At 60.7% G+C, this 12,785-nt stretch carries 11 protein-coding genes; 8 read left to right on the top strand and 3 right to left on the bottom strand.

What is annotated here, in order from left to right; all coding sequences use genetic code 11:
- Positions 1-48: 48 nt before the first annotated feature.
- From sapA to sapF, 5 genes are read left to right on the top strand one after another with little or no spacing between them, the layout of a single operon-like run.
- Positions 49-1,701 carry an ABC transporter substrate-binding protein SapA gene (sapA, locus tag ACJ8KE_RS05080; protein ID WP_016927553.1) on the top strand — a complete coding sequence of 551 codons (1,653 nt, stop codon included), beginning with the start codon at positions 49-51 and terminating at the stop codon, positions 1,699-1,701.
- Positions 1,698-2,663 carry a putrescine export ABC transporter permease SapB gene (sapB, locus tag ACJ8KE_RS05075; protein ID WP_016927552.1) on the top strand — a complete coding sequence of 322 codons (966 nt, stop codon included), beginning with the start codon at positions 1,698-1,700 and terminating at the stop codon, positions 2,661-2,663. The genes sapA and sapB overlap by 4 nt, the downstream gene beginning before the upstream one ends.
- Complete coding sequence (sapC, locus tag ACJ8KE_RS05070) at positions 2,650-3,540, top strand: putrescine export ABC transporter permease SapC (RefSeq protein WP_004930580.1); 891 nt, start codon at positions 2,650-2,652, stop codon at positions 3,538-3,540. The genes sapB and sapC overlap by 14 nt, the downstream gene beginning before the upstream one ends.
- Positions 3,540-4,532 (top strand): putrescine export ABC transporter ATP-binding protein SapD, encoded by a 993-nt coding sequence (gene sapD, locus ACJ8KE_RS05065; protein WP_016927551.1) that lies wholly within the window; start codon positions 3,540-3,542, stop codon positions 4,530-4,532. Before sapC ends, sapD begins: the two co-directional genes overlap by 1 nt.
- A gap of 1 nt (position 4,533) precedes the next feature.
- Positions 4,534-5,346 carry a putrescine export ABC transporter ATP-binding protein SapF gene (sapF, locus tag ACJ8KE_RS05060; protein ID WP_016927550.1) on the top strand — a complete coding sequence of 271 codons (813 nt, stop codon included), beginning with the start codon at positions 4,534-4,536 and terminating at the stop codon, positions 5,344-5,346.
- A gap of 146 nt (positions 5,347-5,492) precedes the next feature.
- Here sapF and ACJ8KE_RS05055 read toward each other — a convergent pair whose 3' ends face one another.
- Positions 5,493-5,750 (bottom strand): hypothetical protein, encoded by a 258-nt coding sequence (locus ACJ8KE_RS05055; protein WP_016927549.1) that lies wholly within the window; start codon positions 5,748-5,750, stop codon positions 5,493-5,495.
- A gap of 17 nt (positions 5,751-5,767) precedes the next feature.
- On the opposite strand from ACJ8KE_RS05055, the gene ACJ8KE_RS05050 reads away from it, so the two are divergent.
- Together ACJ8KE_RS05050 and ACJ8KE_RS05045 are read left to right on the top strand one after the other, a co-directional pair.
- Entirely contained in the window at positions 5,768-6,952 is a 1,185-nt protein-coding gene (locus ACJ8KE_RS05050) for a CMD domain-containing protein (protein ID WP_079452052.1), read from the top strand.
- A gap of 460 nt (positions 6,953-7,412) precedes the next feature.
- Positions 7,413-7,961 (top strand): inclusion body family protein, encoded by a 549-nt coding sequence (locus ACJ8KE_RS05045; RefSeq protein ID WP_015378018.1) that lies wholly within the window; start codon positions 7,413-7,415, stop codon positions 7,959-7,961.
- A gap of 88 nt (positions 7,962-8,049) precedes the next feature.
- Here the strand turns inward: ACJ8KE_RS05045 and ACJ8KE_RS05040 are convergent, their stop codons facing one another.
- Positions 8,050-8,955, bottom strand: coding sequence for a LysR family transcriptional regulator (locus ACJ8KE_RS05040; RefSeq protein ID WP_016927547.1), 906 nt, complete (start codon positions 8,953-8,955; stop codon positions 8,050-8,052).
- 65 nt (positions 8,956-9,020) lie between these two features.
- Positions 9,021-10,190 (bottom strand): serine-type D-Ala-D-Ala carboxypeptidase DacD, encoded by a 1,170-nt coding sequence (gene dacD, locus ACJ8KE_RS05035; RefSeq protein ID WP_442517144.1) that lies wholly within the window; start codon positions 10,188-10,190, stop codon positions 9,021-9,023.
- A gap of 282 nt (positions 10,191-10,472) precedes the next feature.
- Here dacD and ACJ8KE_RS05030 point away from each other — a divergent pair, with 282 nt between their 5' ends.
- Entirely contained in the window at positions 10,473-12,779 is a 2,307-nt protein-coding gene (locus ACJ8KE_RS05030) for an FdhF/YdeP family oxidoreductase (protein WP_016927545.1), read from the top strand.
- Positions 12,780-12,785 lie beyond the last annotated feature (6 nt).

Genomic DNA, 12,785 nt, shown 5'->3' with positions numbered 1-12,785 from the left:
TCAGAGTGCGATACACTAACGCTATTGCTGATTAACCCATGAGCCTCTATGCGTGGTTTACCCTTTTGGATACTGTCGTTATGCCTGACGGGCTCTGCCCTGGCCGCGACAACACCGCCCGCGCCCGCCGCCGCGGCGCCGCTGCCGGACATTCGCCAGAGCGGCTTTGTCTATTGCGTCAGCGGCATACTGAATACCTTCAACCCGCAAATGGCCAGCAGCGGCCTGACGGTGGATACCCTGGCCGCCCAGCTGTACGATCGCCTGCTGGACGTCGATCCCTACACCTATCGCCTGATCCCCGAGCTGGCGCAAAGCTGGGAAGTGCTGGATAACGGCGCTACCTACCGCTTCCATTTGCGCAAGGACGTGCCGTTCCAGACCACCGCCTGGTTCACGCCCACCCGCAAGATGAATGCCGACGACGTGGTGTTCAGCTTTGCCCGCGTATTCGATCAGAAACATCCGTATCACGACGTGAACGGCGGCGAATACCCCTATTTCGACAGCCTGCAGTTCGGCGATTCGGTGCAGAGCGTGAGAAAGCTCGACGACTACACGGTGGAAATTCGCCTGCAGTCGCCCGATGCCTCGTTCCTGTGGCACCTGGCGACTCATTATGCGCCGGTGTTGTCCGCCGAATACGCCGACACGCTGACGCGGGAAGGCCATCAGGAGCTGATCGATCGCGAGCCGGTCGGCAGCGGCCCATTCCTGCTCAACGAATACCGCTCGGGGCAATATATTCGGCTGGCGCGCAACGCCGCCTACTGGAAAGGCCTGCCGCGCATGCCGCAGGTGGTGATCGATCTGGGCGCCGGCGGCACCGGCCGCCTCTCCAAGCTGCTGACCGGCGAGTGCGACGTGCTGGCCTATCCAGCGGCCAGCCAGCTGTCTATCCTGCGCGACGATCCGCGCCTGCGCCTGACGCTGCGCCCAGGGATGAACATCGCCTACCTGGCGTTCAACACCCGCAAACCGCCGCTCGACAATCTCAACGTGCGCCAGGCGATCTCGCTGGCGATCAACAACCAGCGGTTGATGCAGTCGATCTATTACGGCACGGCGGAAACCGCCGCCTCGATCCTGCCGCGCGCCTCCTGGGCCTACGACAACGATGCGCACGTCACCGAATACGATCCGGCCAAATCGCGCGAGATGCTGCGGCAGGCCGGCGTCAGCCAGCTGAACCTGAAGCTGTGGGTGCCGACCGCCTCGCAGTCTTACAACCCGAGCCCGCTGAAAACCGCCGAACTGATCCAGGCCGATCTCGGCCAGGTGGGCATCAACGTCACCATCGTGCCGGTGGAGGGCCGTTTCCAGGAAGCGCGCCTGATGGAGATGAACCACGATCTGACCCTGACCGGCTGGGCCACCGACAGCAACGATCCGGACAGCTTCTTCCGGCCGCTGCTGAGCTGCGCGGCAATCCGTTCGCAAACCAACTATGCTCACTGGTGTGATCCGGGCTTTGACGAAGTGCTGCAGAACGCGCTGCTGTCGCAGCAGCTGTCTCAGCGCATCGACAACTACCGCAAGGCGCAGAAGATCCTTGAGCAGCAATTGCCGGTGCTGCCGTTGGCGTCTTCCCTGCGCCTGCAGGCCTATCGTTACGACATCAAGGGATTGGTGCTGAGCCCGTTCGGCAACGCCTCGTTCGCCGGGGTGTACCGTGAATCCGCGCCGGAGGTGAAAAAGTGATTATCTTTACCCTGCGCCGCATTCTGCTGCTGCTGATCACACTGTTCTTCCTGACTCTGGTCAGTTTCAGCCTGAGCTATTTCACGCCGCGCGCGCCGCTGAACGGCGCCGCCCTGCTGGACGCCTATCAGTTCTACTTCGTCAGCCTGCTGCACTGGGACTTCGGCGTCTCCAGCATCAACGGCCAAGCGATCAGCGAACAGTTGCGCGAAGTGTTCCCGGCTACCATGGAACTGTGCCTGCTGGCCTTCGCTATGGCGCTGTTCATCGGCATTCCGCTGGGCATCATCGCCGGCGTGCTGCGCGGCAAGTGGCAGGACACCGCCATCAGCACCTTCGCGCTGCTGGGCTTCTCGATGCCGGTGTTTTGGCTGGCGCTGCTGCTGATGCTGTTCTTCTCGCTGCACCTGGGCTGGCTGCCGGTATCCGGCCGTTTCGACCTGCTGTATCAGGTGAAGCCCATCACCGGTTTCGCGCTGATCGACGCCTGGCTGTCGGATTCGCCGTACCGCGCCGAGATGATCGGCAGCGCCCTGCGCCACATGATCCTGCCGATCGCCGCGCTGGCGGTGGCGCCCACCACCGAAGTGGTGCGCCTGATGCGCATCAGCACCGACGACGTGCTGAGCCAAAACTACATCAAGGCCGCCGCCACCCGCGGCCTGTCGCGCTTCACCATCATCCGCCGCCACGTGTTGCACAATGCGCTGCCGCCGATCGTGCCCAAGCTGGGGCTGCAGTTCTCCACCATGCTCACGCTGGCGATGATCACCGAAGTGGTGTTCAGCTGGCCGGGCCTCGGCCGGTGGCTGATCAACGCCATTCGCCAGCAGGACTATGCGGCGATCTCCGCCGGCGTCATGGTGGTCGGCACGCTGGTGATCACCATTAACGTTCTGGCCGACATTCTGGGTGCGGCAACCAACCCGCTGAAACATAAGGAATGGTATGCCCTTCGATAACGTATACCGCGAGAAAAAGATGCCGAGCCCGCTGCGCTACACCTGGCGGATTTTCTACGGCGACGCGCTGGCGATGATCGGTTTTTACGGCGTGATCGCCCTGCTGCTGCTGTCGCTGTTCGGCAGCCTGCTGGCGCCCTACGCGCTGGATCAGCAGTTCCTCGGTTATCAGCTGCTGCCGCCGTCCTGGTCGCGCTACGGCAACGTGTCGTTCTTCCTCGGCACCGACGATCTCGGGCGCGACATCCTCAGCCGCCTGTTGACCGGCACCGCCGCCACCTTCGGTTCCGCGCTGGCGGTGACGCTGGCCGCGGCGTTCTGCGGGGTGATCCTCGGCGTGTTCGCCGGCGTCACCCACGGGCTGCGCTCGGCGGTGCTTAACCACATTCTCGACACTCTGCTGTCGATTCCGTCGCTGCTGCTGGCGATCGTGGTGGTGGCGTTTATTGGGCCCAAACTCGAACACGCCATGCTGGCGGTGTGGCTGGCTCTGCTGCCGCGCATGGTGCGCACCATCTACAGCGCGGTGCACGATGAGTTGGAGAAAGAGTACGTGGTGGCGGCGCGCCTTGACGGCGCTTCCACGCTGCAGATCCTGTGGTATGCAGTCATGCCGAACATCGCGGCGGTGCTGGTGACCGAGTTCACCCGCGCGCTGTCGATGGCTATTTTGGATATCGCCGCGCTTGGCTTCCTCGATCTCGGCGCGCAGTTGCCTTCGCCGGAATGGGGAGCGATGCTCGGCGATTCGCTCGAGCTGGTGTACGTCGCGCCCTGGACGGTGATGCTGCCCGGCGCGGCCATCCTCGTCAGCGTGCTGCTGGTTAACCTGTTGGGCGACGGTATGCGCCGCGCAATCAATGCCGGGGTGGAATAATGCCGTTACTCGATATCCGCAATCTGACGATTGAATTTATGACCGCCGAAGGGCCGGTCAAGGCGGTCGATCGCGTCAGCATGACGCTGACCGAGGGCGAGGTGCGCGGCCTGGTGGGCGAATCGGGCTCCGGCAAGAGCCTGATCGCCAAGGCCATCTGCGGCGTGACCAAAGACAACTGGCGCGTCACCGCCGATCGTTTCCGCTTCGACGACATCGATCTGCTGCAGCTGAGCCCGCGCGAGCGACGCAAGCTGGTGGGCCACAACGTCTCAATGATCTTCCAGGAGCCGCAGTCCTGTCTCGACCCTTCCGAGAGCATCGGCCGTCAGCTGGCGCAGGCCATCCCGGGCTGGACCTACAAGGGCCACTGGTGGCAGCGCTTCAACTGGCGCAAACGCCGCGCCATCGAGTTGCTGCACCGCGTCGGCATCAAGGATCACGACGACATCATGGGCAGCTTCCCCTACGAGCTGACGGAAGGCGAGTGCCAGAAAGTGATGATCGCCATCGCGCTGGCCAACCAACCGCGCCTGCTGATCGCCGATGAACCGACCAACGCCATGGAACCGACCACGCAGGCGCAGATTTTCCGCCTGTTGGCGCGTCTCAACCAGAACAACAACACCACCATTCTGCTGATCAGTCACGACCTGCAGATGATGAGCAAGTGGGCCGACCGGGTGAACGTCTTGTACTGCGGGCAAACGGTGGAAAGCGCCCAGTGCGAAGAACTGCTGGCGGCGCCGCACCACCCTTACACCCAGGCGCTGATCCGCGCCATGCCGGACTTCGGCCGCTCGCTGCCGCACAAGAGCCGTTTAAACACGCTGCCGGGCGCCATTCCTTCGCTGGAACACCTGCCGATCGGCTGCCGCCTGGGGCCGCGCTGCCCTTACGCACAGAAGAAGTGCATCGAAACGCCGCGCCTGCGCCCGGTCAAAAACCACTTCTTCGCCTGCCACTTCCCGCTGAACATGGAGGAGCAATAACATGGAAACGCTGTTGGAAGTGCGCAACCTGAGCAAAACCTACCGCTATCGCACCGGGCTGTTCCGCCGCCAGCACGTCGAGGCGGTGAAATCGGTAAGCTTTACCCTGCGCGAAGGTCAGACGCTGGCGGTGATCGGCGAGAACGGCTCCGGCAAATCCACGCTGGCGAAGATGCTCTCCGGCATGGTGGAGCCGACCGCCGGCGAGCTGTTGATCGACGATCATCCGCTGGCGTTCGGCGATTATCGCTATCGCAGCCAGCGCATTCGCATGATTTTTCAGGATCCGAGCACCTCGCTCAATCCGCGCCAACGCATCGGCCAGTTGCTGGATGCGCCGCTGCGGCTGAACACCGATCTGGAACCCGCCGAGCGCGAGCAGCGCATCAACCAGACGCTGCGCCAGGTCGGCATGCTGCCGGATCACGCCTACTACTATCCGCACATGCTGGCTTCCGGGCAGAAACAGCGCGTCGCGCTGGCGCGTGCGCTGATCCTGCAGCCGAAGGTGATTGTCGCCGATGAGGCGCTGGCCTCGCTGGACATGTCGATGCGCTCGCAAATCATCAACCTGATGCTGGAGCTGCAGGAAAAACACGGTATTTCCTATATTTATGTCACCCAACATCTCGGCATGATGAAGCATATCAGCGACCAGGTGCTGGTGATGCATGAAGGGGAAATCGTCGAACGCGGCAGCACCGCCGAGGTGTTGGCGGCGCCGCTGCACGAATTGACCAAGCGTCTTATCGCCAGCCACTTCGGCGAGGCGCTGACCGCCGACGCCTGGCGGCGCGACGGCGGCCGTTTTTGAGTCGCGCCGTCACCGCCAAACCCGCTGCGGCGGGTTTTTTATTGCGGTACGCGCCTGCCGCTTAGCAAGAAAACGCACATACAAATTACATTCTTGTTATATATCCTTATATTTTATTCCTTTCAGTTATTGATTAGTCCGTAACATTATTTTATCTCGCCAGGGCGATCGGTGAGGATATCCCCTACGTTGAGTCTCTCATACGACAGGATATCGCACTGATGAACAGCCTTCGCCACCGCCGCCTCACGCAGCTTTTGCTCACCCTGGCCGCCGGTTTCTCTGTTTACGGCCACGCGCTGTGCTGCGATGAGCTGCGCTAAATCCGCCTTTCGCCCCGCCTGGGGGCATGTTGCCTCTTTGTCCAGCCGCCGCTGCCGTACGCAGCGTTGGCTGTTGATCATGATTAAGGATTGACCCTATGGAACGACTCCGTCGACAACATAATGCCCAGTGGTATCACGAAACCCAAAGCAGCGTGCGGGGCGATGCGCCGCTGGAGCCTCAGGCGGCCACCCTGCGCGATCGCTTTCTGCTGGGGCTGGGCGCCTTCGCCGATGAAGCCTTAAACAATGCGCTCAGCGCTCGCGCCGGGGTGTTCAACGCCTCATTGGCCGGCTACCACGCGCTGTTTCCCGATCAGGTGCCATTATCACGATACGTGACAATGTCACCATATGATCGCCTCAGCACCGCGTTGACCGTCGCTCAGGTGACGGGCGTGCAGTCGCTTTGTAGCCACTATGCCGCCCGCCTCGCCCCGCTGCACAGCCCGGACGCTTCCCGGGAAAGCAATATCCGCCTCGCCCAGATCACCCAATACGCCCGCCAGCTTGCCAGCCAGCCCACGCTGATTTGCCGCAAGGCGCTGCAACAGCTTGGCGACGTCGGGCTGAGCCCGGCGGATATCGTCACCTTTTCGCAAATCATCGGTTTTGTCAGCTATCAAGCGCGCGTGGTCGCGGGCGTCGCGGCGTTGGCCGGCCGGCCGGCGGCGGTGGTGCCCGGCTTCCCTAGCGTCGAAGACGCCGTAGGCGTCGCTTTCAGTGCCGAAGAGTTAAGCTGGACCGCGCGTCTGCCGCCGATCGACACGGAAGCCGCCGCCGCCGAACAGCTTGACGTGCTGGATCAGAGTCACCCGCAGGCGCGCGCCGAATCTTATTATCTGCTGTTGGCGCACGATGCCGCCGCATTGCGCGAGCGTAACGGGGTGTTCAACGGCATCAATGCCGAAGGATATGGGTTATCGAGCCGCCTGAAGGCGCTGGCGACGCTGGCGGTTTCGCGCATCAACGGCAGCCATTATTGCGCGGCCACGGTGACGCAAGAGCTCCAGGACGACGGACTGACCCAGGCGCTGTTCGCCGGGCTGCCTCAGGGGCTGGCATTTACCGAGGATGCCGTCAAACGCGCGGTGATCCACACCGCCGCCGAGCTGACGCGCGCACCGGAGAAATTTACCCCGCAGAGCGTGCAGCCGTTGTTCAACAGCGGCCTGAATCAGGCGCAGGCGCTGGAAGTGATCCTCACCGCCGCGCTCTACGCTTGGGAAAATCGCCTGCGCCAAACGTTGGGCGATGCGGAACCGGTACAACCGGCGCTGTGATCTGTCATCACTGAGTTGACGGCTAACGTTCTTTGCCGTTAACTCCCCCTCTCTGTTTCGGCGAAAAACTTCACCAAAATATAAATTGATAAAGCAAAAATCTAAACACACTTCATTTATCAGGATTATGATTCGTTTTATTCTGCCACCGACGAAACACACGGTTCGTCAAAATTATGTCTGCAAACAAAGCAATAGGCAGATTGCGCCATCGCTCAATTCTGTAACCGTTCTCATCGCAGAAGCAGTAAAACAAGGTTTTAACCCTGCTAATTAATAGATGAACTCATTAAAACCCCTAACCTTTCAGCAGTGGTCGTCTTGCTATTTAGTTTCTATGATTAAGCCGATAGCGGCGTTGTGATGACCCATTTTTAATATTCAACAAAGATAAAAGCTCGCCGTTATTCTCATTATTTTCAATTTTCTATCACAGCAAAAAATATTGTGAGGTAACCCTATGTCTGAGCAAGAACTTAAATCCAGCAACAGTATCGTTAACGTGATTGTCGTCATCGATACCGATGCCCTGATAGAAGCATTCGAGAATAACAATCCCAGCCAGGACGCCGGCAACCCGACGGGCATTGGCCATCAATACGCCTATATGGTCGTCACCTCCGAACAGGTGATCGGCGGCTCCGGCACGGCGGACCTGAACTTTAAGGCCAATGTCGGCGACGTCATTCGCTGGACCGGCACCTCAGAATCCGCCAATTTCGACGCCAGCGTGCTGATCTACGGGCTGCCGCAGTTCGGCAGCGGCACCCAGGTTTTCTCCAACCCGACCTTCAAAATGTACACCCGCAGCTCGATGATGCCGGCGCAAAATACCGTATTCCCCGTCAGCTTCACCAACCAAACCTATTGGTTTATACAGGCAGACATTACCAATACCGGTACGGAAAACTATTGCATTCAATTTGGCCTTTATTATCGGCCAAACGGCGGCGATCAGAAATTACTGGGTTATTTCTATTGGGATCCGACCATTACCATCAGCAATTAACATAATTTCATCGGCCGTTAGCGCAAACATGATGATGGCCCCACGGGGCCATCATCATGGCTGGAACGTCGGATAAACACAAACGTCTCTATTCCTTTTGCCGACGCAGCCACTCGCTGGCGGCGTCGAAGAATTTTTGCGCCAACGGCGTAGCGCGCTCCGCCATATCGACCACCACCGCCGCATGACGCGGCATGGCGCCGATGGCCACCGGGCGCCGCTGCAACTCGGGCATCAGCGGCGATTGCAGCTGGCCACGCGGGAACAGCCCGCAGCCCAGGCCGACGAAAATCCCCTCCAGCAGTTGGAAGATCGACGCGGTCTCGAGCCGCGTGTGCAGCGTCAACCCGGCGTCGCGGAAGTGCTGATCGAGATAGCGGCGGAAATAACGCGTCGGTTCGGCCAGGCACAGCGGCAAGGCGGCCACCGCCTCCAGCGGCAACGGCGTGTCGCCCACCAGCTTAGGGAAGTGTTGCGGATGAAATACCAGCTCGACGCCGGTTTCCACCAGCGGTTGCGATTGAAAATGCAGTTCCTTCAGCGTCGATAGCTCGAAAAATCCGATGCCGATGTCGACGGTATGCGCCGTCAGCGCCTCCAGCAGTTGATCGGCGCTCAGCACCGCCAGCCGGTAATCAAGATGCGGATAACGCTCGCTGACCGCCTTGAGCATTTCCGCCACCGAGATGCTGCACTGCGGCACCACGCCAAGGCGCAACGTGCCGTGCAAACCGTGCTTGAGCGACTCCACCTCCAGCTTCAGCCCCTGGTAAACCGAGACAATCTCACGCGCCCACGCCAGCACCCGCTCGCCTTCGGCGGTAAAACCACCGAAATGGTTGCCGCGGTTAATCAGCGAAACGCCCAGCTCTTTTTCCAGGTTTTTCAATCGCATGGACAGCGTCGGCTGGCTGACGAAGCTGGCCTCCGCCGCCCGACCGAAGTGGCGTTCCCGTTCTAAATTACACAAATAAATCAGTTGTTTAATATCCATAGCGCGGCTCAATGATCGGCATTCGCGCTCAGTATACCACCGGGCGTCGTCGCTCGCCCGGTGAGTCAGAGCTTCAGCTTCATGTAATCCATCAGGCGCGAGAACACGCCGCCCTGCGGCACCGCCTGCAGCGCCACCAGCGGCAGGGTTTTCACCACCTGGCCATTATCGCTGATGCGGATCTCGCCAACGGTTTGTCCTTTGTTGATCGGCGCTTCCAGCCGCGCGGCATTGATCACGTACTGCGCCTTCAGTTTGTCCGCCTCGCTTTTCGGCAGGCTGAGCGACTGTTCTTGCGCGCTGCCGACCGGCAAGCGGTGGCTTTCGCCGTACCAGACCGGTTCGTCCCCCAGGCTCTGGCCGGCGCTGAACAGGTGCACCGTGGTAAAGTCGCGCAGCCCCCACGTCAACAGCTTACGCGCCTGTTCCTCGCGGCCTTTGGAACTTTTGCCGCCCATCACCACGGCAATCAGGCGGCGATCCCCTTCGGTGGCGGAGGCGATAATGTTGAAGCCGGCCGAGGCGGTGTGCCCGGTTTTCAGGCCGTCGACGTGCAGGGTCTTATCCCACAGCAGGCCGTTGCGGTTCTGCTGCGTGATGCCGTTCCAGGTCAGCGATTTCTCGCTGTACATGTGGTATTCCGCCGGCTCGCTCATAATGATGGCGCGCGCAATCACCGCCAGATCGCCGGCAGTGGTGAACTGCCCAGGCGCATCCAGCCCGTGTACCGTCTCAAAATGGGTGTTCTGCAATCCCAGCTGGGCGCTCTTCTCGTTCATCAGCTTGACGAAGTTGGCCTGGCTACCCGCCACATAATCGGCCAGCGCCACGCAGGCATCGTTACCGGAATCGATGATAATGCCGCGACTGAGATCGCGAACAGTGACCCTGTCACCGGGTTTCAGGAACATCAGCGAGGAGCCTTTGAACACCGGGTTGCCCCGCGCCCAAGCGTCTTTCCCCACGGTGACGACATCGTCGAGGCCAATCTTGTGCTGGTCGAGCGCGTGGTCGATCACCAAGCCGGTCATCAGTTTGGTCAGGCTGGCCGGATTGCGCCGCTCGTCGGCATTGCCGGCGGCCAGCACCTGGCCGGTGGTGTAATCCATCAAAACGTAAGAGGCGGCGTCTATCGCCGGTGGCGTCATGGTGGGAAAATGAGGCGTCGTTTCCGCCGCCTGCGCCGCCAAAGGCAGTAACATACCGCCGATCACTACTGATACTGAACGCTTCACGCTGTGTTCCTCAGGCCCGCAGGCTAAATAAAATGCCAGTATAATCCGCGAGATAGACTGCATGAATTCACTTTCAGACGAAACCTTTACTCTTTTGCAGCGGGTGTCTTTATGCAACCATTTGTTTAGGTCAACATCCATCTGCGATAGATATGCTCTATGCCGCCATTGCACCATTCGATTAGACGCCCGCCTGCCGCGCTCCTAAACTTGTGACATAAATACGCAAAACGCATAAAAAAGCGTTTACTTTTTAGCTACAACCACCTGCGAAGTGTCACCATGAAATTCAAACCGTCAATCAAGCCTTATACCGGCCCGGCGGGCGGCTGGGGTTCGCTTGAAGCCACCACCCGCTTTGTCCTCGACAGTAAACAAACGCTAAAAAACATGCGCAACCTGATGCGCGTCAACAAGGCGCGCGGCTTCGACTGCCCCGGTTGCGCCTGGGGCGACGACAATCACAGCACCTTCAGCTTTTGCGAAAACGGCGCCAAAGCGGTCAGTTGGGAAGCGACGCGCAGCGCCGTGGAGCCTGAGTTCTTCGCCGCCCACAGCGTCAGCACCCTGCAGCAGCAGAGCGACTATTTCCTCGAGTATCAAGGGCGTCTCACCCATCCGATGCGCTACAACGCCGAAACCGACCACTATGAGCCTATCCATTGGCCGGACGCGCTGGCGCTGATCGCCAAACACATCAACGGCATGGACAACCCGAACCAGATCGAGCTGTATACCTCGGGCCGCGCCAGCAACGAAGCGTCGTATCTTTATCAGCTGTTTGGCCGCATGCTCGGCACCAGCAACTTCCCCGACTGTTCCAATATGTGCCACGAAGCGAGCGGCGTTGGGCTGAAGCAGAGCATCGGCGTCGGCAAAGGCACCATTCGCATCGATGACTTCGAAAAGGCCGACGCCATCTTCGTGTTCGGTCAAAATCCCGGCACCAACCACCCGCGCATGCTGCACAGTCTGAAAAACGCCGCCCGACGCGGCGCGCGCATCGTCAGCTTTAACACCCTGCGCGAACGTGGGCTGGAAAGGTTCGCCGATCCGCAGGATCCGGTGCAGATGCTGACGCCAAAATCCTCGCCGATCAGCTCTTCCTATTACCAGCCGAATCTGGGCGGCGATATGGCGGCGGTGCGCGGCATGGTGAAAGCCCTGCTGGAAACCCACCGTCAGCGCCTCGCCGCCGGTGAACCCGCCCTGTTTGACCTGGCGTTTATCGAACGGCACAGCGTCGGCGTAGAGGCTTATCTGGCGCAGGTGGACGCCACCGAATGGCGGACCATTACCGCGCAATCGGGCCTGAGCGAAGCGCAATTGCGCCAGGCCGCGGCCACCTACCAGGGCGCCGAACGGGTGATCTGCACCTGGGCGATGGGCGTGACTCAGCATAAGCACTCTATTGCAACGGTGCGTGAAATCACCAACCTGCAGTTGTTGTTCGGGCAACTGGGCAAACCGGGCGCCGGTCTGTGCCCGGTACGCGGCCACAGCAACGTCCAGGGCAACCGCACCATGGGGATCGATGAGAAGTCGCCGAAGGCACTGCTCGACAGCCTGGAACGCCACTTTAACTTCACCGCCAATCGCGCGCTGGGCCACAACACGGTGGAAGCGATCGAAGCGATGCTGCGCGGCGAAGTGAAAGTGCTGATCGCGCTGGGCGGCAACCTGGCCGCCGCGGCGCCGGACACCGAGCGCACCGCCCGCGCCCTGCGCAACTGCGATTTGACGGTGCATATCAGCACCAAGCTTAACCGCAGCCACCTGGTGACCGGCAAAGACGCGCTGATCCTGCCGACGCTCGGCCGCACCGAACTGGACATGCAGGCCAGCGGCTCACAGTACATCACGGTCGAGGACTCGTTCAGCATGGTGCACGCCTCGGAAGGCATCGGCAAACCGCTGGCGGATACTCAACGTTCGGAGACGGCGATCGTCTGCGGCATCGCCGACGCCGTGCTGGGTACGCAACAGCTGGACTGGCTGGAATTGGCCGACGACTACTCGCTGATCCGCGATCACATCGCCGCCACCATTCCCGGCTTCGAGGATTTCAACCGGCGCTGCGAGCAACCCGGCGGCTTCTACCTGGGCAATGCCGCCGCCGAACTGCGCTTCGCCACGCCAAGCGGCAAGGCGGAATTCAGCGACGCCGCGCTGCCGACCACCCTGTTCCCGCAGCTGGGCGGCGAGCAAGCGCCGTTTACCCTGCAGACGCTGCGCTCGCACGATCAGTACAACACCACCATCTATGGTCTGGATGACCGCTACCGCGGCGTTTACGGTCAGCGCGAAGTGCTGTTCATCCATCCGGAAGATCTGGCGGCGCTGGGCCTGCAGGATGGCGAACGGGTAGAGATAGAAACCCTGTGGAACGACGGCGTGGTGCGTAAGGTGGATGGATTCAAGCTGGTGAGTTACGACATTCCGCGTGGCAACCTGGCGGCCTACTACCCGGAAACCAACCCGCTGGTGCCGCTGGCCAGCTTCGGCGACGGCACCGGCACCCCGACGTCGAAGTCGATCCCGGTGGCGATTCGCCGCAGCGAGCAGCAACCGTCGCTGCGCATCGCCTGAAAACGC

Origin of the sequence: Serratia sp. CY56464, from assembly GCF_052168435.1 — a bacterium.
Lineage (GTDB): Bacteria > Pseudomonadota > Gammaproteobacteria > Enterobacterales > Enterobacteriaceae > Serratia > Serratia marcescens.
This window is presented reverse-complemented; position numbering and strand designations above follow the sequence as displayed.